23 protein-coding genes and 1 tRNA gene are annotated in these 25,604 nt (G+C 71.7%); 14 read left to right on the top strand and 10 right to left on the bottom strand.

Features of this window, described 5'->3' with window-relative positions; genetic code table 11:
* The 5 genes from ITJ59_RS16065 (at position 1) to ITJ59_RS16085 (ending at position 5,408) form a co-directional block, all read left to right on the top strand.
* Complete coding sequence (locus tag ITJ59_RS16065; protein ID WP_194652302.1) at positions 1 to 1,494, top strand: NAD(P)/FAD-dependent oxidoreductase; 1,494 nt, start codon at positions 1 to 3, stop codon at positions 1,492 to 1,494.
* Positions 1,495 to 1,577: 83 nt separating this feature from the next.
* A tRNA-Leu gene (locus tag ITJ59_RS16070) sits at positions 1,578 to 1,651 on the top strand.
* A 100-nt stretch (positions 1,652 to 1,751) separates the two neighbouring features.
* Complete coding sequence (locus ITJ59_RS16075; RefSeq protein WP_194652303.1) at positions 1,752 to 3,284, top strand: hypothetical protein; 1,533 nt, start codon at positions 1,752 to 1,754, stop codon at positions 3,282 to 3,284.
* 113 nt (positions 3,285 to 3,397) lie between these two features.
* Entirely contained in the window at positions 3,398 to 4,057 is a 660-nt protein-coding gene (locus ITJ59_RS16080) for a class F sortase (RefSeq protein WP_194652304.1), read from the top strand.
* Between the two features lie 10 nt (positions 4,058 to 4,067).
* Positions 4,068 to 5,408, top strand: coding sequence for a threonine/serine exporter family protein (locus tag ITJ59_RS16085; protein WP_194652305.1), 1,341 nt, complete (start codon positions 4,068 to 4,070; stop codon positions 5,406 to 5,408).
* A gap of 67 nt (positions 5,409 to 5,475) precedes the next feature.
* Here ITJ59_RS16085 and ITJ59_RS16090 read toward each other — a convergent pair whose 3' ends face one another.
* Together ITJ59_RS16090 and ITJ59_RS16095 are read right to left on the bottom strand one after the other, a co-directional pair.
* Positions 5,476 to 7,203, bottom strand: a complete 1,728-nt coding sequence (locus tag ITJ59_RS16090) for a class I adenylate-forming enzyme family protein (RefSeq protein WP_194652306.1) — start codon at positions 7,201 to 7,203, stop codon at positions 5,476 to 5,478.
* A 136-nt stretch (positions 7,204 to 7,339) separates the two neighbouring features.
* Positions 7,340 to 9,718 carry an Ig-like domain-containing protein gene (locus ITJ59_RS16095; RefSeq protein WP_194652307.1) on the bottom strand — a complete coding sequence of 793 codons (2,379 nt, stop codon included), beginning with the start codon at positions 9,716 to 9,718 and terminating at the stop codon, positions 7,340 to 7,342.
* Positions 9,719 to 9,946: 228 nt separating this feature from the next.
* Here ITJ59_RS16095 and ITJ59_RS16100 point away from each other — a divergent pair, with 228 nt between their 5' ends.
* Positions 9,947 to 10,528, top strand: a complete 582-nt coding sequence (locus ITJ59_RS16100) for a LemA family protein (protein WP_194652308.1) — start codon at positions 9,947 to 9,949, stop codon at positions 10,526 to 10,528.
* A gap of 105 nt (positions 10,529 to 10,633) precedes the next feature.
* Here ITJ59_RS16100 and ITJ59_RS16105 read toward each other — a convergent pair whose 3' ends face one another.
* Positions 10,634 to 11,917 carry a winged helix-turn-helix domain-containing protein gene (locus ITJ59_RS16105; RefSeq protein WP_194652309.1) on the bottom strand — a complete coding sequence of 428 codons (1,284 nt, stop codon included), beginning with the start codon at positions 11,915 to 11,917 and terminating at the stop codon, positions 10,634 to 10,636.
* Positions 11,918 to 12,009: 92 nt separating this feature from the next.
* On the opposite strand from ITJ59_RS16105, the gene ITJ59_RS16110 reads away from it, so the two are divergent.
* Both ITJ59_RS16110 and ilvA read left to right on the top strand, forming a co-directional pair.
* Positions 12,010 to 13,260 (top strand): AI-2E family transporter, encoded by a 1,251-nt coding sequence (locus ITJ59_RS16110; protein ID WP_194652310.1) that lies wholly within the window; start codon positions 12,010 to 12,012, stop codon positions 13,258 to 13,260.
* Between the two features lie 62 nt (positions 13,261 to 13,322).
* Positions 13,323 to 14,582 (top strand): threonine ammonia-lyase, encoded by a 1,260-nt coding sequence (gene ilvA / locus ITJ59_RS16115; RefSeq protein ID WP_194652311.1) that lies wholly within the window; start codon positions 13,323 to 13,325, stop codon positions 14,580 to 14,582.
* A 146-nt stretch (positions 14,583 to 14,728) separates the two neighbouring features.
* On the opposite strand, the gene greA is transcribed toward ilvA, so the two are convergent.
* Positions 14,729 to 15,217, bottom strand: coding sequence for a transcription elongation factor GreA (greA, locus tag ITJ59_RS16120; protein WP_111084815.1), 489 nt, complete (start codon positions 15,215 to 15,217; stop codon positions 14,729 to 14,731).
* A gap of 71 nt (positions 15,218 to 15,288) precedes the next feature.
* Complete coding sequence (locus ITJ59_RS16125; RefSeq protein WP_194652312.1) at positions 15,289 to 15,789, bottom strand: DUF4307 domain-containing protein; 501 nt, start codon at positions 15,787 to 15,789, stop codon at positions 15,289 to 15,291.
* Between the two features lie 24 nt (positions 15,790 to 15,813).
* Between ITJ59_RS16125 and mca the strand changes: the two genes are divergently transcribed.
* Together mca and ITJ59_RS16135 are read left to right on the top strand one after the other, a co-directional pair.
* Positions 15,814 to 16,704: a mycothiol conjugate amidase Mca gene (mca, locus tag ITJ59_RS16130; protein WP_194652313.1), complete on the top strand. Its 891-nt coding sequence runs from the start codon at positions 15,814 to 15,816 to the stop codon at positions 16,702 to 16,704.
* Entirely contained in the window at positions 16,701 to 17,006 is a 306-nt protein-coding gene (locus ITJ59_RS16135; RefSeq protein ID WP_194652314.1) for a hypothetical protein, read from the top strand. Before mca ends, ITJ59_RS16135 begins: the two co-directional genes overlap by 4 nt.
* A gap of 57 nt (positions 17,007 to 17,063) precedes the next feature.
* Here ITJ59_RS16135 and trhA read toward each other — a convergent pair whose 3' ends face one another.
* Positions 17,064 to 17,771, bottom strand: coding sequence for a PAQR family membrane homeostasis protein TrhA (trhA, locus tag ITJ59_RS16140; protein ID WP_194652315.1), 708 nt, complete (start codon positions 17,769 to 17,771; stop codon positions 17,064 to 17,066).
* A gap of 95 nt (positions 17,772 to 17,866) precedes the next feature.
* Here trhA and ITJ59_RS16145 point away from each other — a divergent pair, with 95 nt between their 5' ends.
* The 3 genes from ITJ59_RS16145 to ITJ59_RS16155 all read left to right on the top strand — a co-directional run bounded on the left by ITJ59_RS16145 (position 17,867) and on the right by ITJ59_RS16155 (position 21,508).
* Complete coding sequence (locus ITJ59_RS16145; RefSeq protein ID WP_323749533.1) at positions 17,867 to 18,652, top strand: isoprenyl transferase; 786 nt, start codon at positions 17,867 to 17,869, stop codon at positions 18,650 to 18,652.
* Between the two features lie 116 nt (positions 18,653 to 18,768).
* A complete protein-coding gene (locus ITJ59_RS16150) occupies positions 18,769 to 19,878 on the top strand; it encodes an aminotransferase class V-fold PLP-dependent enzyme (RefSeq protein ID WP_194652316.1) in 1,110 nt (369 codons plus the stop codon).
* A 268-nt stretch (positions 19,879 to 20,146) separates the two neighbouring features.
* Positions 20,147 to 21,508 carry a PhoH family protein gene (locus ITJ59_RS16155; protein ID WP_194652317.1) on the top strand — a complete coding sequence of 454 codons (1,362 nt, stop codon included), beginning with the start codon at positions 20,147 to 20,149 and terminating at the stop codon, positions 21,506 to 21,508.
* A 105-nt stretch (positions 21,509 to 21,613) separates the two neighbouring features.
* On the opposite strand, the gene ITJ59_RS16160 is transcribed toward ITJ59_RS16155, so the two are convergent.
* The 4 genes from ITJ59_RS16160 to ITJ59_RS16175 form a co-directional block, all read right to left on the bottom strand.
* Positions 21,614 to 23,017 carry a class II fumarate hydratase gene (locus ITJ59_RS16160; protein WP_194652318.1) on the bottom strand — a complete coding sequence of 468 codons (1,404 nt, stop codon included), beginning with the start codon at positions 23,015 to 23,017 and terminating at the stop codon, positions 21,614 to 21,616.
* Between the two features lie 177 nt (positions 23,018 to 23,194).
* Entirely contained in the window at positions 23,195 to 23,809 is a 615-nt protein-coding gene (locus ITJ59_RS16165; RefSeq protein ID WP_194652319.1) for a carbonic anhydrase, read from the bottom strand.
* 78 nt (positions 23,810 to 23,887) lie between these two features.
* A complete protein-coding gene (locus ITJ59_RS16170) occupies positions 23,888 to 24,523 on the bottom strand; it encodes a DUF4245 domain-containing protein (RefSeq protein WP_194652320.1) in 636 nt (211 codons plus the stop codon).
* Positions 24,520 to 24,765: an exodeoxyribonuclease VII small subunit gene (locus ITJ59_RS16175; protein WP_194652321.1), complete on the bottom strand. Its 246-nt coding sequence runs from the start codon at positions 24,763 to 24,765 to the stop codon at positions 24,520 to 24,522. The genes ITJ59_RS16170 and ITJ59_RS16175 overlap by 4 nt, the downstream gene beginning before the upstream one ends.
* A gap of 81 nt (positions 24,766 to 24,846) precedes the next feature.
* Here ITJ59_RS16175 and ITJ59_RS16180 point away from each other — a divergent pair, with 81 nt between their 5' ends.
* On the top strand, positions 24,847 to 25,602 hold the full coding sequence (locus tag ITJ59_RS16180; protein WP_194652322.1) for an alpha/beta hydrolase: 756 nt from the start codon (positions 24,847 to 24,849) through the stop codon (positions 25,600 to 25,602).
* Positions 25,603 to 25,604 lie beyond the last annotated feature (2 nt).

Here is a 25,604-nt window from a genome sequence, read left to right on the forward strand (position 1 = left end):
GTGCCCAAGATCCTCGTCGTCGGCGGCGGTTACGCCGGTTTCTACACCGCATGGAAGCTCGAGAAGCACCTTCGCCAGGGCGAAGCCGAGGTCGTCATGGTGGACCCGCTGCCGTACATGACGTACCAGCCGTTCCTGCCCGAGGTCGCCGCCGGTTCGATCGAGCCGCGTCACGCGGTCGTCTCGCACCGTCGTCACCTCAAGAACACCCGCGTCGTCACCGCGAAGGTCACCAAGGTCGACCACGCGACGAAGACCGCGACCATCACCCCGACCGAGGGCGAGGCGTGGGAGGAGTCCTACGACCAGATCGTCATGACCGCCGGCGCGGTGTCCCGCACGTTCCCGATCCCGGGTGTCGCGGACGAGGCCATCGGCCTCAAGACGATCGAGGAAGCCGCGGCGATCCGAGACAAGATCCTCACGAACTTCCACAAGGCGGCGAACCTGCCGGCCGGTCCCGAGCGTGACCGCCTGCTGACGGTCGTCGTCGTCGGTGGTGGCTTCGCCGGCATCGAGGTGTTCGCCGAACTCCGCTCGTTCGCCACGGACCTGCTGAAGAGCTACCCGCAGCTGTCCTTCGACGAGACCCGCTTCCACCTGGTCGAGGCGATGGGCCGCATCATGCCCGAGGTCTCGCTCGAGACCTCGCACTGGGTGCTCGAGAACCTGGCGCAGCGCGGTGCGAACGTGCACCTCGAGACCCAGCTGGCCTCGGCCGTCGGTGGCGTCTGCGAGCTCAAGACGAGCGACGGCGCGATCGAGAAGATCGAGTCCGACCTCATCATCTGGACCGCCGGCGTCATGGCGAACCCGATGGTCAAGGGCACCGACTTCCCGCTCGAGCAGCGTGGGCGCATCCGCGTACAGCCCGACCTGCGCGTCGTCGACGACAACGGCGTGATCGCGGACGCCTGGGCCTGCGGCGACGTCGCAGCCGTGCCCGACCTGACCGGTGGCGGCGTCGGCGGCTTCTGCGTGCCGAACGCCCAGCACGCCGTCCGCCAGGCGAAGCAGCTCGCGAAGAACCTCGTCGCGACCATCCGTGGCGAGGCGACGACCGACTACAAGCACGAGAACCTCGGCGCCGTCGCGGGCCTCGGTCTCGGCATCGGCGTGTTCCAGTCCGGCAAGTTCGCCATGAAGGGCTTCCTGGCGTGGGGCGCGCACCGCGGCTACCACGGCCTGGCGATGCCGTCGTGGGAGCGCAAGCTGCGCGTCGTCGGCGACTGGGTCGGCGGCTTCTTCCTCGGCCGTGACATCGCGTCGCTCGACGACCGTGAGACCCCGCGCGCCGCGTTCGAGGCCTTCGCGTCCCGTCCGAAGCCCGCGGCCGAGTCCCCGGCTGCCCCGGTCGAGGCGGCGAAGCCTGCGACCGCTCCGGAAGCGGGCAAGCCCGCCGGTGCCGCAGGCCCCGCGTACGGCGAGCCCGCCAAGGACGTCTCGAACGAGGCCGAGCCCGTGAAGGCCGAAGCCGCAGCGGACGCCAAGTAGCACCAGCAGCACCACGCAGAGGCGGTCACCCTTCGGGGCGGCCGCCTCTCGTCGTCGAGCGCATCGGTAGGCTGTTGCGGCCCGCCCCCGTGGCCCAATCGGTAGAGGCATGCGACTTAAAATCGCCGAGTTGTGGGTTCGAGTCCCACCGGGGGTACTGACGACCGGGAAGACCGGGCTGCCGTCTCGCAAGACTTAGGTTTGCCTAACCTAACTTCTGTCCATATGCTCAGAGAGTTAGGTAAGGCTACCCAAACTTGGAGACCACCCGAATGCACCTGTCCTCTCCTCGCACCCGGCGGTTCGCTGCCGGCGCGACCGCCGTTGCCCTCGGCGCCACGATCGCCGCGGCCGCCGCGCTCGGCGCCACCCCCGCGAACGCCGCCTCGGCCGATGTCACCGACGCCGCGCTGTCCTGGAGCCTCAGCAACGAGGCCAACGCCGGCGCCTACTTCGGCGGCTGCAACTTCCTGTCCGCCGGCGTCGCTGGCGACACGGGAGCCTCGGCGCCGTGGACCGCGACGAACCCGACGCCCGGGTACGCCGCCTCGGCCGGCAACGTCTCGATCGCCTACCCGACGGGCGCGGGCGGCACGTCGACCCCGACCTTCGCGACGAAGTGCCAGACCGGCGACGGCGTCACGGTCCGACCGGGCACCACGACCGCCGGTGTGTTGACGCTCGCCGCCGGCACCGGGACCGTCGACGCTGCTGCCGGCACCGCCGACATCGCCTGGGACGGCGGCTTCACCGTCGGGTTCTACGGCGGCATGACCTACTGGTCCGCCGAGGACCCCGAACTGCACGTCGCGGCCGACGGCACGGGAGCGCTCACCGCGACGGTGTCCGGGTACGCCGCGTCGCGCGACGGCGGCAGCTGGGCGCCGCTCACCCCGCGCACCGTGCACCTCGCCACGCTGACCGACGTCGACGTCACGAGCTCGGGCATCACGGTGAGCCCGGACTGGCAGGGCGTCGAGCCCGCGTCGGCGACGAGCCTGAACAAGACGAACGCCGACTGGGGCTCGTGGCCGGCCGACTTCGTCGACTTCCAGAACGAGACCGGGCAGAGCTCGTACTGGTACACCTCGGGCACGAACGACGCGGCGGCCAAGAAGCCGCAGCCGATCTCGATCGCCTGGACGGCGGCCGAGGCGCCCACGCCGGAACCCACCACACCGGTCACGACCGAGCCGGCCGAGCCCGGCACGCCGGAGCCGACGGCCGAGCCCGGCACGCCGGAGCCCACCACCGAGCCCGGCACGCCGGAGCCGACGACCGAGCCCGGTACGCCGGAGCCCACCACCGCACCCACCACGCCGGCTCCGTCGATCAGCACCGGCAGCAGCACCACGTTCACCGTCGGCGACGCGGTGCCGCTGCGCGCCGATGGCCTGCCGGCAGCGACGGAGTACTCGATCGTCCTGCACAGCGACCCCGTCGTCCTCGGTACCGTGACCACCGACGCGGACGGTGCCTTCGCGACCTCGGTCGTGATCCCGGCGGACACCCCGGCCGGCGCCCACACCATCGCGGTGGAGTCCTCCGACGGCACCGCCGTGGTCTCGCTCGCCATCACGGTCACCGCTGACGGCGCCGTCGTCATCGACCCGGTCGACACCACCACGGCCGTCACCACCGGCGCAGCCGTGAACACCGGCGGCACCGTCTCCGGCGGCAACGCCGCCGCCTCGGCCCTGCCCTGGATCGGGCTGTCCGCCGTCGGCGTCGTCGCCCTCGGCTCGGTCGCGTTCATCGCCTACCGCCGCCGCGTCACCCAACAGGACTGACGCACCGGGATCCGTGGGGTGGTCGACCCGGCCACGCGGATCCCGGCACCCACCTGTCGGTCGGGAGGCGCGCCTCCCGTCCGACAGGTCCGTCACCACCCCGGGAACGGAAGATGGCCACCCCACGCACCCGACCGCGCACCGCGCTGCTCTGGACGATCGCCGTGCTCGCCGCGGCGACCGTCGTCGTCGGCGTGGTGGGCGTCGTCACGGCGACGACCGGTTCCGCATCATCGACGGCGATCACGGGCACGTCGCTCGACGGCAAGCAGGTCACGCTCGACCCGGGGGAGTCGGGCGCTGCGGCGGCCGCCTCGAACGCGGTCGCGGACACCGGCGAGCAGCTCGTGGTGCCGGCCGTCGGACTCGACGTCCCGCTCGGCGAACTCGATGCGGTCGACGGCCAGATCACCCCGCCGGGGTTCCGCGAGGCCTACCGGGTCCGCAACCTCGGAGTACCGCTCGCGGACCGCGCGGACGGCACCGTGTTCGTGGTCATGCACTCGTTGCGGAACGGCGCGATCGGACCGGGCAACCTGCTCATCGACGTCGACGGGCAGCGTTCCCGGGTCGCGGTCGGCAGCACGGTCCGGGTCGGCGACGCGCGGTACACGGTGACCGGGTCCGAGCGGATCACGAAGGCGACCGTGGCCGCCGATGCCGACGTCTGGGCGGACGAGCCCGGGCGGCTCCTGCTCATCACCTGCCTGCAACGGCCGGACGGTTCTGCCTCGGTCGACAACGTGGTCATCGAAGCCACGCTCGATCGCTAACATCGCCTGCGTGGTCGGACTCGGAAGCGCACTCGCGAACCTGCGGAACGCCCTCCGCCAACCCGAGGCGCACGTCGAGGTCGTGGACGGCGAGACGGTGCCGGTCGGCATGCTCCTCGGCACGCTCGGGGCACTGCTGCTCGACGCCGGCAGTTCCGTCACCGACGTCCGTTCTGCGCTCGAGAAGGCCCGCGACGCCGCCGGGGTCGGGCCGACCCTGGCGATCGGGGTGCTGCCCGCACTCGTGATGGTGAGCGAGACCTCGACGGGTGCGGCGACGATCGTGAACGCCGAGGGTGTCGAGTTGTCGTCACGGCAGGCGGCACGGGCCAACCGGGTGGTGCTCGGGCTCGAGAGCGGCTCCATCGCCCTCGCCGAGATCCCCGCACGCGTCCGGGCCATCCGCGCCGGCACGGTCCCGCCCCCCGCGCTGCCGTGGATCCTCGGCAACGCGCTGACGTCCGCCGGGCTCGCTGTCGTCTTCCGCTGCCCGTGGTGGGCCATCGTCCTCGCACTCCTGGTGGGTGCCCTCGTCGGCGTCATCGGTCTGCTGCTCCGCCGCTTCCGCGAGGCCGTGGCGATCATCCCGTTCCTGGCGGCCTTCGTGTCGACGGCCATCGTCGGGCTCGTCGCCGCCGGCACCGGGTTCGAGCAGGTACCGCTCTTCGCCGTGTGCGCCCCCGTGGCCGTGTTCGTCCCCGGCGCCCTGATCACCAACGCGCTGCTCGAGCTCACCGCTGCCGACATCGTCACCGGGTCGTCGCGGCTGGTCCAGGGGCTCATCATGCTCGGCTTCATGGCAGCCGGCATCGCCTCGGGCAGTGCCTTGACCGGGCTGCACGTCGATCCGTCCTCAGCAGCGCTCGTCGGCGAGGTCGCGGCCGTCGGCACGGACCTGGCCGGATGGGAGTCGGTGCCGTCGTACTGGGTGTCGTGGTTCGCCGTCGTCGTCCTGGCCGTCGGCCTCGGCCTGGTGTTCCGCTCGGGGTGGCGGCTGACGCTCGTGTCCGTCGCGGTCATGGTCACCGCCTACGCCCTGGTGAGCGGGACGACGCCGGTGTGGGGCAGCGTCGTCGCGACCGGTGCGACGGCGGCGCTGCTGTTCGTCGCCACACGGTTGCTCGAGCGGCTCGTGCCGGCGATCCCGGCGACGGTGTCGTTCTTCCCGGCGTTCCTGCTGCTCGTGCCGGGGACTGTCGGCCTGGTGGCGGTCGCGACGTTCGACCCCGAGTCGCTCGCGACGCCCCTGGCGACCTTCGTCAGCCTGTGCATCGGGACGAAGATCGGCGGGCTGCTGCCGGGCCTGTTCGCCCGGAACGCGCCGAGCCGCGGGGTGGACGCGACCGGCTGACGGCCTGGAGGCGCGGGGCGGGGCCGCCACGGGCCTCCCGTCCGACGCCGCGCACCTGCAGAGCCCGCTACGGCTCGATCAGCCGGTCCGCCGCCTGGTCTGCCGCCGCCGTCGCCTTCGCGAGGTAGTGCACCTTCTTGCCCGTCGCGTTGTAGGGCACCTCGTCGACGAAGCGGTACCGCCGTGGCCGCTTGTACCGGGCGAGCCCGGGGTGCGAGGCGGTCCACTCCTCGAGCGCGGCGGCAGCGGCGACGTCGTCGTCCGGCAGCCGCGACGGCGCGCGCACGACGTAGGCCGTGACGACCTCGCCCCACCGCTCGTCCGCGATCCCCACCACGATCGAGTCGGCGACGCCCGGGTGCTCCTGCAGCGCGGCCTCGACCTGCACGGGGTGCACGTTCTCGCCGCCGGAGATGATCATGTCGTCTTTGCGACCGACGATCGTCACGCGTTCGTGCTCGTCCCACGTGGCGAGGTCGCCGGGGTAGAACCATCCGTTCGCGAACTTCTCCGCCTCGAGGCCCGGGTTGCGGTACGAGTAGCCGGACTTGACGGTGCGGACCGCGAACTCGCCGATCTCGGAGCCGTCCTTCGGCACGGTGTCACTCGGTTCGGCCAGGCGGTCCTCGTAGACGCGCACCACCGCGACGTCGTCGTCGGTCGACGCGCGGCCCGTCGACCCGGCGCCGTCGGGGAAGTCCTCTGGGCGCAGGAACGTGTTCCAGAAGGTCTCGGTCGTGCCGTAGCCGTTGAAGATCCGTGGGGACAGGAGCTCCTGGTAGCGGAGCGCCGCGGCTCGGTCGAGCGGGGCGCCCATGGTGACGATGCCGTGCAGGGACGACAGGTCGCGGGGTCGTCGTTCCTGCGCGTCCGCGAGCTGGACGAGGTTCGGCGGTGCACCGATCAGGAACGTCAGGCGTTCGGACTCGACCAGGTCGAGCACCCGCTCGGCGTCGAAGTGCCGCAGCGTCGTGAGCTCGGCACCGACGTAGAACACCGGGTTCGGGCCGCCCGAGTACAGGCCGCCGCGGTGGAACAGCGGCGACATGTTGAGGGTCTTGTCGAACGGGCTGAGCGGGAAGTGCATCACGACGTCGTGGGCGCTGAGCACCTCGACCAGGCTCGGCAGGGGTACCGGCTTCGGCCGCCCGGTCGTGCCGGAGGTGTAGAGCCGGGTGGTCTCGTCGTACGTGCTGCGTGGCTCGGTCGCAGCGAGTTCGGCGGGCGTGACCGGGTCGGCGGCGAGGAGGGCGGTGAACGCGACCCGCGCATCGCGTGCGGGCTGGTCGCCGTGCGTGTCGTGCGTGTCTTGGTCGTCGCGTGCGGCGTGCTCGTCGCCACCGACGACGACCAGGTGGTCGGGACGGTGCGGCGAGGTCTCGAGCGCGCGGGCGATCTCGGCAGTGCGGCTGACGTCGTGCACCAGCACGACCGGTGCGGAGTCCTCGATGATGAACGCGACCTCGTCCGGGGCGAGCCGGAAGTTCGTCGGCGAGAACACTGCGCCGATCCGGTGGCACGCCAGGTACAGCATCGCGAACTCGGGGGAGTTGAACAGCTCGACCATGACCACCGACCCACGGCCTGCGCCGTGCCGCACGAGCCACCCGCCGAGGCGGTCGACCGCGTCGCCGAGCTCCGCGTAGGTCCACGACCGTCCGGTGTCCGGCTCACGCAGTGCCGGTCGGTCCGCGAAGCGGTGGGTGTTCCGCGCGAAGCCGTTCGCGTACGTGAAGCTGCCCTCGAACACCTCGCGGAACCGTGTCGCGTCGTAGTCGGATCGAGTCTCGGTCATCGTCGCTCCCTGGGCGGTCGAGCAGTGCGTCACGCACCGTTCGTCACTGTATCCGCCGTGTGGGGCGTGCGGACGGGAGGCTCGGTGGGCGGCCCCGTGGGTGGCGCGGAACGGCTGACGGGAGGCCCGGTGCGGGTCAGGCGCGCGCGTCCGGCCGCGCGGTGCGCGCCCAGAACCAGGCCCCGACCGCCCCCGCGACGCAGGTCGCCCCGATCGCGCCGAGCAGGAGCGGCGAGGCGTGCGTGCCGGACGGACCCGAGTAGACGGCGGCCGTCAGGGTGACCGCGACGACGGCCAGGCCCACGTACCGGCCGCGTGATGCCGCGAGCAGTGCGCTGCCGGCCGACCCGGCGAACGGCAGGAGCGTCGCGACGACCGCACCGACACCACCGACGCACAGGGTGATCGCGAACTCCGAGGTCAACGAGGTCCAGAACCCACCGCCGGCGGTCACACTGTGCAGCACCCAGCCGGTGGCGGCGAGTCCGAGCAGGGCGATCGTCCGCCAGGTCGCGCTCCGGGCACCGCCGATGATCCCGGACCCGAGTCGCAACGCGGCGGTGTCGAGGTCGGGACGAGCCGACGGGACGAGCAGCACGCCGACGATCAGGGCTGGGGAGAGGTCAGCAGCCCGCGTGACACCGCAGGCCACGAGGGCTGCGAGCACGAGCCACGACGACACCCGGAACCCCACCGCGCGGTGGTCGGGGCCGGCCGCCCACCGCGTGGCGATGACGACAGCGGCGGTCAGCACGGCCGTGCCGAGCAGGACGGCGATGGCGAGACGGACGTACCGCGCCTCGAGGGAGACACCGACACCGAGGAGTGTGCACACCGTGGTGGCGCCGATCGCGATCGCGACGGAGGCCCAGGTCGGCAGGACGTCGTCCGTGCGCGTGCGCTCCGTACGAGCGCGGTTCCGGCCGAGCAGCCCGGCGAACGGCGACCGGATCCGGCCACGGGCCGCGGCGGCGACCAGCGCGAGCGGTGCGGCGATCAGCACCAGGAAGCCGGCGGCGACGGCCGAGGCCACGAGCACGGTCCGCCACGAGAACGCGGCCTGGATCGTCGGGACGGTGCGGTCGTAGGTGGTCGCCGCGGTCCAGTCGCCCGCGGAGCCGGACCAGTCGCGGTGCCCGCCGCCTGCCGCTCCGGGGGTGCCGGTGCCGGTGCTGGTGCCGTGCGAGCCGGAGCCGGCGCTGCCGGATCCGGCTGCCGTGCCGGAACCGTCGTCCGGGCCACCGGTGCCCGTTCCCGTCCCGGCTCCGCTGGTGGGGTCGTCGGACTGGTGGGTGCCGTCATTGCCGTGGCTGCCGGACGGGTCGGCGGCGCCGGTGGGCGGTGTCCCCGACGCGCTGCCGTCGCTTCCATCGCTGCCGGAGCCCGTGCCGTTCGTGCCCGGGGTGCCGGTCGGGGTGGTCGAGGTGGACCACACGGTGACCTCCACGGCGGCGGACGACCGCGAGTAGTTGCCGGCGGCGTCGTGCTGCGTGGCGGTGAGGTCGTGCGCACCGGCGCGGAGCAGCGACCCGGCCGTCGAACACGACCACGACCCGTTCGCGGCGACCTCGGCACGGCAGACCGGAGCACGGTCGACGTAGACGGTCACAGCGGCCCCGGGCTCCCCGGACCCACGGACGACCGTCGCCCGCGATCCGATCCGGTCGCCGTCGTCGGGGGCGGTGATCCGCGGTGCCGCCGGAGCCGAACGGTCCACCGCGATCCGGACCGGGGCCGACGAGGCGCTGCGGAGGTCCGAGCGGTACCCGCGTGCGGTGCTCGCGGTCTGCGAGGCGGTGACGGTGACCGTCGCGTCGGACCGCAGCGCGAGCGAGGCCACCCATCGGCCGTCCGGACCGACCGGGGCGGTCTGCTGCGTCGACGACCCGGAGACCGTCAGCGTCACGGTGGACCCGGGGAACCCGGTGCCGGAGAGCGCTCCGCTCGTCGGGTGGTCGGACGCGATGGTCGGCGGCACGATGACGTCGGACGCCGGAGCGCTGGCCGAGGGCTGGCCCGCAGCGGTGAGGTCACGGACCGTGAACACCTGCCCGGGCCCGGAGCGCACTGTGCCGAGGCAGGACCACGACCCGTTCGCCAGCACGCCGGTCGAGCAGCCGGTCGAGCCGGTGGACGCGGGGCCGGTGACACGGACTCCGTGTCCCGGGGTGCCGGTGCCGTGGAAGCGCGCCGTGCTGCTCGTGACGTCGCCCGGGTCGGCGATGGTCGTGGGGACCGACGGGCGGCCCGTGGACGCGGGCGGCGGTGTGGGGGTGCCGGGGCGCCCGCTGCTCGGCGGGCCGACGAGTTCGCTCGGCGCGGGGGTCGCCGTGGCTGCGGTGCTCGTCGTGCGCGCTGCGCTCGAGGTGCTCGCGAGTGCGGGGGCTGCGGCGGCGGCCAGCAGCGCGGCGGCGAGGACCGCCGTGGCCGAGGCGACCGCGACGAACCGGGTACGACGACGAGGGCCGTCGCCCCCGACGGCCCGCTCGTCCCCGTTGTCCCCGCGCGTGCTCACTGCACCCCATCCCACGTGATCCGGGCCGCTGGGTCAATACACCTCGCGGATGATGTCCCGCATCCGGTCGTCTCGGGCCGGCAGCCCGAGCGCCCGGTGTGCGTGACTCGGGAATCGCCCGTGAACCCCGGCCCCGGGCGAGAGCAGCACGTCGGCGTCGGTAGACTTCTCGACGGCCGTTCAGGCCACGCAGTACCGCGGATCCGACGCGAAAAGGAGTACCCCCACATGGACACCGGACTCGTCACGACGCTCATCGTCGTCGGAGTGGTGGTGGTGATCCTGGTCATCATCGGGATCTACCTCTGGGTGACGTACAACTCGCTCGTCACGCTCAAGGTCCGGGTGGACGAGGCCTGGAGCGACATCTCCGTGCAGCTCAAACGGCGGGCAGACCTCATCCCGACGATCGTGGACACGGTCAAGGGGTACGCCACCCATGAGAAGGCCGTCTTCGACGACGTCACCAAGGCGCGCTCCGAGACGCTCACCGCGGGGGACGCCGGCACCGCCTCGGCCGCCGAAGGACACATGCAGAAGGCGCTGAAGAGCGTGTTCGCCGTCGCCGAGGGGTACCCGCAGCTGCAGTCAAGCCAGAACTTCCTGCAGCTGCAGTCCGAGCTCGTCGACACCGAGGACAAGATCCAGGCCTCGCGACGGTTCTACAACGGCGGCGTGCGCGAGCTCAACACGAAGATCCGGGTGTTCCCGAACTCCACCTTCGCGAAGCGCCGCGGCTTCGACGAGGCGACCTTCTTCGAGACGGCCGAACCCTCGGCGATCGCCGAGCCGCCGCGCGTCCAGTTCTGAACGATCCGATGCGCCGTGGCCTGACGGACCGGCTGTTCTCGACGCACCCGCCGCTGCCGGACCACATCGCCCGGCTCCGCGCCAACGCCGAACGCTTCTGAGGCGTCAGGCCGACGCCGCGTCCAGCTGCTCCGCGGCCGTGGCGGCGGTCTCCGGGGCATCGGCGTCGTCGACGGCTCCGTGCGGCACGAGCAGAGTGCCGAGCGCACCGGCGACCGCGGCCGCTGCCGTCCCGCGGTCGGTGACCTCGATCGTGTCGAGCCCCTGCCAGGCTGCTGTCCGACGGAGTGTGTCGGCCAGGCGCTCGGGGTCCAGGTGCTCGCCGGGCTCCTGCCACGCCGTCCGGACCCGCAGGACGCCGCGCTGCCGATCGCTCTTCAGGTCCACCCGCCCGACGAGCCGGTCGTCCTGCAACACGGGCAGGACGTAGTAGCCGAACACCCGCTTCGGGGCCGGCGTGTAGATCTCGATCCGGTAGTGGAACCCGTACATCCGCTCGGCCCGCCGTCGGAACCACACGACCGGGTCGAACGGACTGAGCACCGCGTCGGCGACGAGCTGCCGGGGCACCCGCGCCTCGGGGTGGAGCCACGCGCGCTCCGCCCAGCCCTCGACGCGCACGGGCAGGAGTTCGCCGGCGGCGGTGAGCTCGGCGATGGCGGTCGCGGTGTCGTCCGACCGCAGCCGGTAGTAGTCGGCGATGTCCGCACGGGTGCCGACCCCGAGCGCGCGGGTGGCGTGCCGCACGAGTTCGAGCACGGCGGCGGCGCGTGGCGGAGCGGTCTCGAGGAACCCTGCCGGCAGCACGTGCTCGGGCAGTGCGTAGACGCGCTCGAACCCCGATCGACCGGCGCTGACCACCTCGCCCCAGCGGAACATCTGCTCGAGGCCGAGCTTCACGTCGCTCCATCCCCACCACGGCCCGCGTCGCACGTTCGACTCGTGCTCGACCGCGCTGGCCCGCATCGGCCCCTCGGCCCGGAGCAGTGCGTGCAGCTCCCGCCGGACCCCCGCGGTGCGGGTGACCCCGTCGATCCGGGTCGGACCGGCGTCGCGCTCTCGGAGCGCGTCCATCCGCCACCGGAACAGCCGGAGGTCGTCGCGGGGGATGAGTGCCGCCTCGTGCGCCCAGTACTCGGTGTACGGGCCGGTGCGCTCGAGGGTCAGGCGGTCGAGCGTCGACCGGTCGTACGCACCGAGGCGTGCGAAGAGGGGCAGGTAGTGGCTGCGCTCGAACACGTTGACCGAGTCGATCTGCAGCAACCCGAGGCGTGCGAACGCAGCGTTCACCGCGCGCGTCGAGGCCTCCGTCGCCGGTGGCCGACCGAAGCCCTGCGCGGCGAGTGCGACGCGGCGGGCTTCGGCGGCGGAGAGCGATGACCTGACCATGCGGCGACGCTACCGAACCCCGCCGACAGCGGGGCGTCCGAACGTATGCCGTATCTGGAACGCGAGGACGTGTGGATCGCTAGGATCGGCCCATGGCCTGGGGAAAGAAGACACCACACACGGATCCCGTCGTCGTCGATGACGCGGTCCCGCCCGGCATGCGGATCGCCGGCGCGTGGTCGTGGCGCATCCTCGTCGTGCTCGGGGTCGTCGCGGTCTTCATCTACCTCGTCACGCTGTTCAGCGAGATCCTCATCCCGTTCCTCATCGGCATCGTCGTCGCCGCGCTCCTGGTCCCGCTGTCGAACTGGATGCAGCGCCACCACGTGCCGAAGTGGGTCGCCGTCATCGTCAGCCTGGTCGGCGGGCTCGCCGCGGTCGGCGCGCTCATCTGGCTCGTCGTCGACCAGATCGCCGCCTCGTACCCGTCGCTCCGCGACCGCACCCTGTCGCAGTACGACAACATCCGCGACTTCGTGCTCGGGTCCGGCCTCGGGATCAGCCAGAAGGACCTGAACTCGTACCTCAACCAGGCGACTGACTGGCTGCAGAGCAACTCCGGATCGATCCTGTCGGGTGTCGCCAGCGCGGGGTCGTCGCTCACGCACATCCTCACCGGCCTGTTCGTCGTCATCTTCACCGTGATCTTCCTGCTCATCGACGGCAAGAACGTCTGGCGCTGGACGGTCCGGCTCTTCCCGAAGAACGCCCGGAGCGCGATCGACGGTGCGGGTGTCGCCGGTTGGACGACCCTGACGAGCTTCATCCGCGTGCAGATCTTCGTCGCGTTCGTCGACGCCGTCGGCATCGGCCTCGGGGCGGCCATCCTGCAGCTCCCGCTCGTGGTGCCGATCGCCGTCTTCGTGTTCCTCGGGTCGTTCATCCCGGTCGTCGGCGCCATCGTCACCGGGTTCCTGGCGGTGTTCGTCGCCCTGGTGTTCAACGGGTGGGTCGCCGCGGTCTGGATGCTCGTCGTCATCCTCATCGTGCAGCAGGTCGAGGGCCACATCCTGCAGCCGCTCGTCATGGGCAGCGCCGTCAAGGTGCACCCGCTCGCCGTGGTCCTCGGGGTCACCGCGGCCTCGGGGCTCGCCGGCATCGCGGGCGCGTTCTTCGCGGTCCCGCTCATCGCCACCGTGAACTCGATGGTCACCGCGATCGCGAGCGGCCGGTGGAAGACCATGGACTCCGACCACATCCGCGAGGCCAAGCAAGAGGCGCACGACGCCACCGTCCGGTCGAAGCGCCGTCGGAAGATCCTCAAGCTGCGGAACCGTCGCGGCGACGTCCCGAAGCCGGGCACCGACGAACAGCCGACCGCGGTCAAGGGAACGGCAGGCTGAGGCTGAACGATCCCTCGTGTCACGGGTTCGCTGCGGACGCCCGGAGCGACGATGATGGGGGAGTGACCGACACCAGCGCCTCCCAGCACACGCTCGCCGCGATCCCCACCCTCGCGGACATCGAGACGGCGCGCGAGACCATCGCGGGTGTCGCGCGCGTCACCCCGATGGAGACCTCGCAGTTCCTGGCCGAGCTGCTGGGGTCGCCCGTGCACCTGAAGTGTGAGAACCTGCAGCGCACCGGCGCGTACAAGGTGCGCGGCGCGTACAACCGCCTGTCGACCCTGTCGGAAGAGCAGCGCGCCAAGGGCGTCGTGGCGGCCAGTGCCGGCAACCACGCCCAGGGCGTCGCCCTCGCGGCCCGCGAGCTCGGCATCCCCGCAACGATCTTCACCCCGGTCGGCGTCGCGTTGCCGAAGCTCCAGGCGACCCGCCACTACGGCGCCGAGGTCGTCCTGCGCGGTCACTCCGTCGAAGAGGCCCTGAGCGCCGCCAAGGACTTCGCCGCGCACACCGGAGCCGTCTTCATCCCGCCGTTCGACCACCCCGCCGTGATCGCCGGTCAGGGCACCCTCGGCCTCGAGATCATCGACCAGGTGCCCGACGTCGACACCGTGGTCGTGCCGATCGGCGGCGGTGGCGTGATCTCCGGCATCGCCCTGGCCGTGAAGGGCATGGCCGAGCGGCTCGGACGCCCGATCAGGGTCATCGGAGTGCAGGCCGAGAACGCTGCGGCCTACCCGTCGTCCATCCGCGCCGGTGAGCCCGTGACCATCACGACCAAGCCCACCATCTCCGACGGCATCGCGGTCGCTCGACCCGGCGACCTCAACTTCCCGATCATCCGCGACCTGGTCGACGAGATCGTCACGGTCTCCGACGACGACACCGCTCGTGCCCTGCTCGTCCTGCTCGAGCGCGCGAAGCTCGTGGTCGAGGCCGCCGGCGCCGTCGGGGTCGCCGCGATCATGTCCGGTGCCGTGCGCGACACCGGCCGCACCGTGGTGCTGCTGAGCGGGGGCAACATCGACCCCCTCATGATGGAGCGCGTGATCACCCGCGGTCTCGTCGCCGCCTCGCGCTACATCGGCATCCGCATCATGCTGCCGGACCGTCCCGGTCAGCTCGCCCGGGTCGCCCAGGTGATCTCGGACGCCGGCGCGAACGTCGTCGAGGTCCTGCACACCCGCCACGGCCAAGGCCTGGTCATCAACGAGGTCGCCCTCGACCTGTCGATCGAGGCACGCGGTCCCGAGCACGCCCAAGAGGTCATCCAGCGCCTGCACGAGGTCGGCTTCCGCCCCGAGCTGCTCGAGCACTAGCTCCGCGACGATCCACGAGTCGTTCGACGCGTGTCGCGTCGCAACCGTGGTGCGCGGCGGCGGGCGGGGCCGTGGGCGCGACCAGCAGACGGACAGGAGGCCCGTGGCGGTGTCGCCCCGGGCCTCCTGTCCGTCAGTGGTGCTGCCTACGGCTCGTAGCGCTCGATCTTGACGACCTCGACCGCGATCTCCTTGCCGTTCGGCGCGGTGTACGTGGCCTTGTCGCCGGCCTTGAGGCCGACGATCGCCGCGCCCACCGGGCTGACCGGGCTGTAGACCGTCAGGTCGGAACCCTCGGCCACGATCTCGCGGCTGCCGACCAGGAACGTCGACTCGTCACCCGCGATGACGGCGGTGACGACCGTGCCGGGCTCGACCGTGCCGTCGAAGACGGCCTCGCTGACGGTGGCGTGCTTGAGGAGGTTCGTGAGGACGCGGATGCGGGCCTCGATCTTGCCCTGCTCGTCCTTGGCGGCGTGGTAGCCGCCGTTCTCCTTGAGGTCGCCCTCTTCGCGAGCGGCCTCGATGCGGCGCGCGATCTCGGCACGGCCCTCGCCGCTCAGCTCGTCGAGCTCCGCCTGGAGGCGGTCGTGCGCCTCTTGGGTCAGCCAGGTGACCTGCGTGTCGTTGCTCATGTTCTGTCCCTTCGACCATGAAAAAACGAGACCGGCCGAGTGGTCGGTCTCGAGAGGCGAATCAGGACAGTCTAGGGAACCCAGCAGTCGTGGATCAAGCCGGTCACACCACGCGTCGTGGTGGTGACCTCGGTGCTGATGCTGCGGGTGCGCTGCTCGGACGGGGCGAGGGTGATCTCCTTCCAGCCCACGATCGAGTAGCTCTTGTCGAGGACCTGCACGGCGCACTTCGCCCGCACACCCGGGTCGACGGAGACCTGCGAGTGCACGACGGTGCTGTGCTGGGACAGGACCTCGTAGCCCACGACGTCGTCGGTCAGCCCGCGGTCGGACTGGTCGAGCCCCGCCCAGATCACCCATGCGGCGAAGACCACGACGACGGCGATCGCCGCGGTGATCGCGACGACCTTGCTGCGGCGCGCGCGGGCCGGGGTACGGCCGTAGCGGTCGTCGAGGGTGGCGGCGTGGTGCTGTTCGGACAGTTCGGGGCTCCCGGGGTGATTATCCTGATCCCAGGGTAGTTCACGTCTCGCTGTGCACTCCCCGCCCCTGTTCGTCCTCCGCTCGCCCACGCTCACCCCACGTGAGGAAGTCCTGTGCCGTACCGCCTGCTGGCCGTCCACGCCCACCCCGACGACGAGTCGAGCAAGGGGGCGGCGACCGCGGCGAAGTACGTGGCCGACGGGCACCAGGTGCTCGTCGTCTCGTGCACCGGGGGCGAGGCCGGCGACATCCTCAACGAGCAGCTCGGCGAGCCCGCGACGAGCCGTGCGCACCGCGACATGGCCGGGTACCGCCGCGGTGAGATGGCCGCCGCGCAGGCCGCGCTCGGCATCGACCACCTGTGGCTCGGGTACCACGACTCCGGTCTGCCCGACCCCGAGAAGGGCGAGACGGTCCGTCCCGGCACCTTCTCGACCGTGCCGCTCGAGTACAGCACCGAGGCGCTCGTCCGCGTCATCCGTCGGTTCCGCCCGCACGTGCTCGTCACCTACGACGAGAACGGCGGGTACCCGCACCCCGACCACATCCGCACGCACGAGGTCTCGATGGCGGCGTGGTCCGCTGCCGCAGACCCGTCGGCGTACCCGTCGGCCGGCGCACCGTGGTCCATCGCGAAGCTCTACTACGAGCGCACCATGAACCCGCGGCGGTTCCGGACGATCTTCGAGGCGCTGCAGGACCGCGACCCGGACAGCCCCGCGATCGAGCAGCTGCGCGAATGGGTCGAGCGGTTCGCCGACCGACCCGACCTGGCCACCACGCACGTCGACGTGCACGAGTACTTCGACCAGCGCGATGCCGCGCTCCGTGCCCACGCCAGCCAGGTGGCGCCGGACAGTGCGTTCTTCTACTGGCCGAACGACCTCTTGGCCACGGTGTGGCCGACCGAGGACTACCAGCTCGTCGAGGCCCGCGTGCCCACCGAGCTCCCGGAGACCGATCTGTTCGCCGGGATCCCTGCCGACAAGGAACCGACCCCGTGAGCACCATCGCGGCGGCACTCGCCGCCACCCCCAGTCCCAGCCCCAGCGTCGTGCCGGACGTCAACGTCACGCCCGGTGTCGTCGGGTTCATCGCGATCGCCCTCGTGGCCATCGCGACGATCTTCCTCGTCGTCGACATGACGCGGCGCATCCGGCGGACCCGCTACCGCTCCGAGATCCGCGAGCGTCTCGAGGCGGAAGCGGACGGCACCGCGGTGGACGAGCCGGCGACGGACGAGCCGGGACGGCGTGCGGCCGAGGACGGCCGAGCCGACGTCGGGGACGACACCGAGCGCGGTTGACGCGACCGCACGGCGGACTGGAGGCCCGGTGCCAGCTGGCACCGGGCCTCCCGTCCGTCAGCGCACCGGGTCCAGGGCGACGATGAGCACGCCGACCCACTGCGCGCCGAAGGCCACGACCGTCAGGGCGTGGAACACCTCGTGGAAGCCGAACTGGGTGGGCACCGGGTTCGGCCGCTTGAACCCGTAGACCAGCGCGCCGACGATGTAGGCCACGCCACCGGACAGGATGAGCACCGTCATCGGGACGCTCGCGGCGAAGAACTGCGGCAGCAGTCCGAGCGCCGCGCACCCGAGCACGAGGTAAATCGGCACGTACAGCCACCGGGGTGCGTTGATCCACAGCACACGGAACGCGATGCCGAGCGCCGCGCCGGACCACATCACCCAGAGCACGACCACCATCAGGGTGTGCGGCAGCGCGCAGATCGCGATCGGTGTGTAGGTGCCGGCGATGAGCAGCAGGATGTTCGTGTGGTCGATGCGCTTGAGCACCGCCTTGACCGTCGGGCCCCAGGGGAACCGGTGGTAGGTCGCGGAGACCCCGAACATCGCCAGGGACGTCGCCATGAACACCGCGCTGCCGACCTTCGCCGCGGTGCTGTCGGCGAGTGCGATCAGGACGATGCCCATCGCGACGGCGAACGGGAACGCGCCCAGGTGGATCCAGCCGCGCCAGGCGGGGCGGGAGTCCTCGGTGGTCGTCGCGGCCTCTTCGGTGAACGGGACGTGGGGGAGGGTGGCGGTCTCGTGCTCGTCCTGCATGTGCCGACTGTAAGCCCCGTGCCCGAACGGATGCCACGAGTTCTGGGGGAGCCGCACTCGGGTCGCTCCGACCGACGGTGCACTACGCTCGGTGCGTGACCGGCAGGGTGGGATGGGCAGGACGTGGGATCCTCTACCGCGCCTACCAGAGCCGCATCCGCCGCCAGATCGAGGGCAGCGCGAAGCCGAAGCACGTCGCCATGATCGTCGACGGCAACCGTCGGTGGGCGAAGCAGCTCGGCCTCGAGTCCGCCGCGCACGGCCACCGCGCCGGTGCCGCGAAGATCCCCGAGTTCCTGACCTGGTGCGACGAGCTCGGCATCGAGGTCGTGACGCTCTACCTGCTCTCCGCCGACAACCTGACCGGGCGTGCCGGAGCGGAACTCAGCGAGCTCGTCGGGATCATCGGCGACCTGGCCGGCGTGCTCGCGGACACCACGGACTGGCGCGTGCAGCACGTCGGCTCGAACGAGGGGCTGCCCGAGTCGCTCGTGTCCGCCCTCGCGCAGGCCGAGGAGCGCACCGCCGGCCGGAGCGGACTCCACATCAACCTGGCCGTCGGGTACGGCGGGCGCCGCGAGATCGCCGATGCCATGCGCAGCATCGTGGAGTCGCACGGCGCGGACGGCGGCACGATCGACACCCTGGCCGAGGTCCTGACCCCCGAGCTCATCGGCGACCACCTGTACACCCAGGGGCAGCCCGACCCCGACCTGGTGATCCGGACCTCGGGCGAGCAGCGGCTGTCCGACTTCATGCTGTGGCAGAGCGCGCACAGCGAGTTCTACTTCGTCGAGGCGCTCTACCCCGACCTGCGCGAGGTCGACTTCCTGCGGGCGGTCCGCGACTTCGGGTTGCGGTCGCGACGCTTCGGCGGCTGACCCGGCTGACGCGGCTGATCCGGCCGACCCGGCTGGCCACGGCCCGCGTCGCGTCGGCGGAGAGACCGGCGTCCCAGTAGGCTCTCAGGGTTCGACACTGTGAAAGGTGCACCCCTGTGAACATCGACGAGTACGCCGCCGGCTTCTCCGAAGACCCCGGCTACCTCGACCACGCTGCGTTCGGCCCCGTGCAGACCGCCGTGCTCGAGGAGCAGCGCGTGCTCGGCACGATCCAGGCGCACATGCGCTTCGGCGCGATGGAGACCCTCGACGAGCAGGACGCCCGCGTCCGCACGATCGCCGCGCGGCTGGTCGGCCGCCGCGAGGACCAGGTCGTCTCGCAGACCGCGACGACGCCCGGTCTGCTGCACACCGCCTTCGGTCTGACCGGCGGCGTGCTCGTGTCCGCCGACGAGTACCCGTCACTGCCGCTCGCGCTCGCCAGCGCCGCCTCGGCCACCGGCGGCCGGGTCCAGCCCGTCGTCATCGAGTCCGGTGCCGGGTGGATGACGCCGTCGCTGATCCGGGAGCGCCTCACCGACGACGTCACCGCCGTCGCGGTCTCCCTCGTCGATTGGCGCACCGGGTACCTGGCCGACCTCGCCGGCATCCGCGAGGTCATCGGCGACCGCCTGCTGGTCCTCGACGCGATCCAGGGCTTCGGCGTGGTCGACGCCCCGTACGAGATCGCCGACGTCGTCGCGACCGGCGGCCAGAAGTGGTTGCACGCCGGCTGGGGCACGGGCTTCACCGCCTTCAGCGACCGTGCCCTGAACCGTCTGCGTCCGGCCCTGTCCGGTCCGCACGGCACGACCGGCTGGCCCGTGGACGTCCCCGCCGTCCGCCCCGGTGCCGCCGGCTACCAGATGACCCGCATCGACCCGATCGCACAGGCCCGCCTGGCCGTGTCGCTGGACCGGCTGGTCGAGGTGGGTGTCGGGGCCGTCCAGGAGCGCGTCTCGGAGCGGGTCGAGCGCGTGTTCGCGATCGCGGACGAGTTCGGCCTCGAGGTCGAGTCCAGCCGCGACCCGCGCGAGCGCGCCGGCATCGTCGTGCTCCGTCCGGCCGAGGGGCGCCTGACTGCGCTGTCCGCGGCCCTGCACAACCACGGCGTGACCGCGACGACGCGCCTCGGCGTCGCACGGGTGTCGGTCTTCGCGTCGACGACGGACGAGACGCTCGACATGTTCCGGGACGCCTGCGTCTCGTACGCGACGCTGCAGTAGCCGCGCGCCACCGCCGGACGGGAGGCGCGGGGCGGGTGCGCCACGGGCCTCCAGTCCGGCGGTCGGCCACGTCGACTGCCGGAGTCACGTTGTTCACGTGACCGTAACGCCGGAAACCGCGTGTCGGTGGCGGGGTGTCGGAGGGCGGACGTACGTTGTCCCCATCGGGCACCGCGCCCGATCGAAGCGGCCACAGTCGGTGCTTCGGGACCCGCTCCACGGCCGCGTTCGAGGACATGGACCGGGCTGCTCGCGGCCCGGGGATGGAGTGGTCGTGACCTCTCAGAACGTCTCTCGCGGAACCCAGCACCAGCACACCGCGGACTCGTCCACGTCGGTCGCCCAGCGCACGTACGTGCTCGACACATCGGTGCTCCTCAGCGATCCGCGGGCGTTGTTCCGCTTCGCCGAGCACGCGGTGGTCCTGCCCGTGGTGGTCGTCAGCGAACTCGAGTCGAAGCGCAACGACCCGGAGATCGGGTACTTCGCGCGGCAGGCCCTGCGGCTGCTCGACGAACTGCGCATCGAACACGAACGGCTCGACTTCCCGATCGCGATCGGGGACGGCGGTTCGTTCCGCGTCGAGCTGAACCACTCCAACCAGTCCGTTCTGCCGTCCGGGCTGCAGCTCGGCGACAACGACTCCCGGATCCTCGCCGTCGCCTCGAACCTCAAGAACGACGGGCTCGACGTCGTCGTCGTGTCGAAGGACCTGCCCCTGCGCGTCAAGGCCTCGTCGATCGGCATGGCGGCCGAGGAGTACCGGGCCGAGCTCGCGGTCGACTCCGGCTACACCGGCATCGCCGACCTGCAGGTCTCCGGCGAGCAGATGTCCGACCTGTACGAGAAAGAGGAGATCCGGTCCGTCCAGCTTGACGGCGTGCCGGTCAACACCGGTGTCGTCATCCACTCCGAGCGCGGATCGGCCCTCGGCCGCGTGCACACCGCCGGTTCCGTCGCCCTGGTCCGTGGCGATCGCGAGGTCTTCGGGCTGCGCGGCCGGTCCGCCGAGCAGCGGCTCGCGATCGACGCCCTGCTCGACTCCGAGATCGGCATCGTGTCCCTGGGCGGCAGTGCGGGAACGGGCAAGTCCGCGTTGGCCCTGTGCGCCGGGCTCGAAGCGGTCCTCGAACGGCAGCAGCACAAGAAGATCATGGTGTTCCGGCCGCTGTACGCGGTGGGTGGCCAGGACCTCGGGTTCCTGCCCGGTGACGCCGGCGAGAAGATGAACCCGTGGGCGCAGGCCGTCTACGACACCCTCGGTTCGGTGGTGTCGGACAACGTCCTCGACGAGGTCGTCGAACGCGGACTGATCGAGGTGCTGCCGCTCACCCACATCCGCGGTCGGTCCCTGCACGACGCGTTCGTGATCGTGGACGAGGCCCAGTCGCTCGAACGGAACGTGCTGCTCACGATGCTCTCCCGCATCGGGCAGAACTCCCGAGTCGTGCTCACCCACGACGTCGCACAGCGCGACAACCTGCGGGTCGGACGCCACGACGGCATCGCGAGCGTCATCGAGCGGCTGAAGGGCCACCCGCTGTTCGCCCACGTGACGCTCACGCGGTCGGAGCGGTCCGCTATCGCCGCGCTCGTGACGGACCTGCTGGACTCGCCCGACCTGGTGTGACGCCCGGCTGTTCCCCACCCGCGAAAGCGACAGATCTCCGCAAACAGTTCGTGGAGATCTGTCGCTTTGGCGGAGGGGCAGCGCTGAGGGCTCAGTGCGGAGAGCTCAGTTCGGGTGGGTCATGGACAGGACGTCCAGTGCCGCGTCGAGCTGCTCCTCGGTGACCTCGCCCCGCTCGACGTGTCCGAGCGCCACGACGGCCTGGCGGACGGTGATGCCCTCGGCGACGGCGTACTTCGCGACCTTGGCGGCGGCCTCGTAGCCGATGACGCGGTTGAGTGGGGTGACGATCGACGGCGACGACTCGGCGAAGGCCCGCGCGCGCTCGAGGTTCGCCTGCAGGCCGTCGATCGTCTTGTCGGCCAGCACCCGCGAGCTGTTCGCCAGCAGCCGGATCGACTCGAGCAGGGCCGTGCCCATGACCGGGATCGCCACGTTCAGCTCGAACGCACCGGATGCTCCGGCCCACGCGATGGTGGCGTCGTTGCCGATCACCCGCGCGCCGACCATCAGGGTGGCCTCGGGGATGACCGGGTTGACCTTGCCGGGCATGATCGAGGAGCCCGGCTGCAGGTCGGGGATGTGCAGCTCGCCGAGCCCGGTGTTCGGACCCGACCCCATCCAGCGCAGGTCGTTGTTGATCTTCGTCAGGCTGACCGCGAGCACCTTGAGCGCCCCGGAGGCCTCGACCAGCGCGTCGCGCGCCCCCTGGGCCTCGAAGTGGTCGACGGCCTCGGTGATCGGCAGGTCCGTGTCCGCCGCGAGCTGGGCGATGACCCGCTGCGGGAAGCCCTTCGGCGTGTTGATGCCCGTGCCGACGGCCGTGCCGCCGAGCGGGACCTCGGCGACGCGGGGGAGCGTCGCGGTGACCCGCTCGATGCCCAGGCGGATCTGGCGTGCGTAGCCGCCGAACTCCTGCCCGAGGGTGACCGGGGTGGCGTCCATCAGGTGCGTGCGGCCGGACTTCACGGCGTCGGCCCACAGGGTCGCCTTCGCCTCGAGGGACTCGGCCAGGTGCTCGAGCGCCGGCACGAGCGACCGGAGCAGGGCTTCGGTCACGGCGACGTGCACCGAGGTCGGGAACACGTCGTTCGACGACTGCGACGCGTTGACGTGGTCGTTCGGGTGCACCGCGGTGCCGCCGATGTCCGATGCCAGGGTGGCCAGGACCTCGTTCATGTTCATGTTCGACGAGGTGCCGCTGCCGGTCTGGTAGACGTCGACGGGGAACTGGTCGTGGTGCTGGCCACCGATGATCAGGTCGGCTGCCTTCGCGACGGCCTCGGCCACGGCGGGCTCGACGATGCCGAGTTCACCGTTCACGATCGCCGCTGCCCGCTTGATGCGGGCGAGCGCCACGATCTGCGCCGGCTCGAGCCCGGTGCCCGAGATGGGGAAGTTCTCGACCGCGCGCTGGGTCTGGGCGCGGTACAACGCCGACTTCGGCACCCGCACCTCGCCCATGGTGTCGTGCTCGATGCGGAACTCGGTCTCGGTGGTGTCGGTCACGTCGTCGTGGTCCTTCCTGGGGTGCTCGCCGGACGCGGTCGCGTCGGGGGACTGCGGCGGCGCACGAGGGCTCCGTGGGTCACGGACCCGGCGCCGGGCGTCGCGTTCGACTGTACCGGTGCGACGGATGTGGGACGTGCGGGTGGGGTGCCGACCGGGCGGGGTGCCGACGGGGCGTCAGGCGTTGCCGACCACCGTGTCGATCGTGACCTCGCCCGTGCCGAGGTCGTAGGTCGCGCCGACCACGGCCAGCCGGCCCTCGGCGATCGCGTCGGAGACCGCACCGGAGCGCTCGAGCACCTGGCGGAGCGAGGCCTCGAGGTGGGCGGCGCCGATCGCTTCCTGCGGGAGCTCGGCATCGGTGGCGCGGACCTTCTCGACGCTCGGGGCGATGGCGTCCACCAGGACCTGCAGGTGCGGCGCGGGGACCGGCTCACCGGAGCGTGCGGCCGCGACGGCACCGCACCGGGTGTGGCGCAGGACGACGACGAGCGGGGTGCCGAGTGCGACGACCGCGAACTCGATCGACCCGAGGACGACGTCGTCGACGATCTGCCCGGCGTTGCGGATGGCGAACAGGTCGCCGATGCCCGCGTCGAACACGTGCTCGAACGGCACGCGCGAGTCGGAGCAGCCGAGGACGGTCGCGAACGGCGACTGCGACCCCTGGAGCTCGGTGCGGCGATCGGGGTCCGTGCGGCCCATGCGGCGCTTGTCAGCGGCGAAGCGGGCGTTGCCGTCGACCAGCAGGCGCAGGGCGTCGGAGGGGGTGGCGGCGGCGCGGTCGGGCATGGGGCTCCTCGGATCGGGTCGGATCAGGTCGAGTGGTCGGGCTGCGGGGCGTCCGGCAGTGGGGTGTCCCAGTGGACGCTACTGCGAGAACTGCTTCGCGACCGCCGTGGCGACGGTCCGGTACGACGCGTCGTCGGCGGTGCCGGAGAGCACGATCGTGTTGGTGCCGAACGTCGAGACGAGCGAGTACGCGTGGTTGCCGGCGTCGGACCCCTCGGAGCGTCGGTCGTACACGGTCCACTTCGTGTCGCCGATGACCCGGGTGCCGGTGGACGGCCGCTGATCGAGCTGGTTCGACACCCACGAGCCGTTGGCGTCCACACCCTGCTGCAGGCTGAGGTACTGCTTGTCCGGTGTCACGAACCCGACGGTCCAGACGTCGACGTCGTCCGCGGTCTTGTCGGAGAAGTCGGCCCGGTTCGACGTGAAGCCGCTGGGCAGGTCGGGGGCGGCCAGCGTGACGTCACCGACGTGGGCGTCGGCCGCGATCTGCTGGTAGTCGACGGTGCGGTCGACCGTGGTGTTCGGCCGCACGACCACGGCGACGAGGAACAGGACGATGCCGAGGGACGCGATGAGCGCGATGACCAGGTTGAAGGCCGTCTGGTGCTGCCGACGAGCGGTCCGTGCGGCGTCCTTGCGCGCCCAGGTCTCCTCGGCCGTCTCGGGGCGACCGAGTTCGGCGACGATCGGGCGACCGTTCGCGTCGGTCATCGGGAGGAGCCGTCCTCGGCACTGCTGGCGGCGCGGGCAGCGTCGAGCCGTGCACGTGCGCCGACGAGCCACTCTTCGCAGCGGGCGGCCAGGGCCTCGCCGCGTTCCCAGAGCGACAGGGAGCGCTCGAGGGTGGCGGAGCCCTGTTCGAGCTCGCTGACGACGCGCACGAGTTCGTCGCGGGCTGCTTCGTAGCTCAGCGACTGGACGTCGGTCTGCTCGGGTTCCTGCTGGGATGGCACGACTCGATCCTACCGAGGGTCCACCGACGCACGGTCGCGCCCGCTGCGCCTGGGGAGAACACCGCCCGGTAGGGTCGCGCCATGACGGATCTCCCCGAGGGCGTGGACTGGTACCCGGCACCGCAGCGGACCGGTGCGGACGACGGCGGGCCGCTGAACCGGCCGCCGCTCGCGCTCGTGTTGCCCGGCGGCGGGTACGGCATGCACGCTCCGCACGAGGGCGAGGGGTACGCCCGCTGGCTCAACGGGATCGGCGTCGACGCGGTCGTGTTCGCGTACCCGCTCGCCCCGCATCGGCACCCGGACGCCGTGGTGGCGACCCGTGCGCTCGTCCGCGACCTGCGTGCCGGACGCTGGGCGGGCCTCCCGTCCGATCCGCGGATCGTCGTGATCGGTTCGTCCGCGGGTGGGCACCTGGCGGCCCTCGTGTCGAACGCCCCGACGCCGGCCGAGCGCGCCGTGTCGGACGTCGACGACCGTCCCGACCTGGCGCTCCTCTGCTACCCGGTGACCTCGATGACGGACCACCCGCACGGCGGCAGCGCCGACAACCTGCTCGGGCCGGACGCGAGCGTGCGCGAGCGGTCCGCGGTGGACACGGATCTGCTCGTCGACGACCGGACACCACCGACGTTCCTGTGGCACACCGCCGAGGACGCCGACGTCTCCGTCACCCACTCGCTGTCGTACGGACGCGCGCTGGCGCGGCACGGGGTGCCCTTCGAACTGCACGTGTTCGAGCGTGGTTCGCACGGGATCGGGCTCGCTGCGGGCCTCGGACCGGCCGAGGCGTGGAGCACGCTGGCGACGACCTGGCTGCGCGACCGCGGCTGGTGAGC

Origin of the sequence: Curtobacterium sp. VKM Ac-1393 (assembly GCF_015350995.1) — a bacterium.
In the GTDB taxonomy this organism is placed as follows: Bacteria; Actinomycetota; Actinomycetes; order Actinomycetales; family Microbacteriaceae; genus Curtobacterium.

Excerpts from the sequence above, each read along its gene's own strand:
- ITJ59_RS16080 (WP_194652304.1), top strand. The coding sequence starts at position 3,398 with ATGGCCACCCCACGCACCCGACCGCGCACCGCGCTGCTCTGGACGATC.
- ITJ59_RS16090 (WP_194652306.1), bottom strand. The coding sequence starts at position 7,203 with ATGACCGAGACTCGATCCGACTACGACGCGACACGGTTCCGCGAGGTG.
- ITJ59_RS16100 (WP_194652308.1), top strand. The coding sequence starts at position 9,947 with ATGGACACCGGACTCGTCACGACGCTCATCGTCGTCGGAGTGGTGGTG.
- ITJ59_RS16105 (WP_194652309.1), bottom strand. The coding sequence starts at position 11,917 with ATGGTCAGGTCATCGCTCTCCGCCGCCGAAGCCCGCCGCGTCGCACTC.
- ITJ59_RS16110 (WP_194652310.1), top strand. The coding sequence starts at position 12,010 with ATGGCCTGGGGAAAGAAGACACCACACACGGATCCCGTCGTCGTCGAT.
- greA (WP_111084815.1), bottom strand. The coding sequence starts at position 15,217 with ATGAGCAACGACACGCAGGTCACCTGGCTGACCCAAGAGGCGCACGAC.
- trhA (WP_194652315.1), bottom strand. The coding sequence starts at position 17,771 with ATGCAGGACGAGCACGAGACCGCCACCCTCCCCCACGTCCCGTTCACC.
- ITJ59_RS16165 (WP_194652319.1), bottom strand. The coding sequence starts at position 23,809 with ATGCCCGACCGCGCCGCCGCCACCCCCTCCGACGCCCTGCGCCTGCTG.
- ITJ59_RS16170 (WP_194652320.1), bottom strand. The coding sequence starts at position 24,523 with ATGACCGACGCGAACGGTCGCCCGATCGTCGCCGAACTCGGTCGCCCC.
- ITJ59_RS16180 (WP_194652322.1), top strand. The coding sequence starts at position 24,847 with ATGACGGATCTCCCCGAGGGCGTGGACTGGTACCCGGCACCGCAGCGG.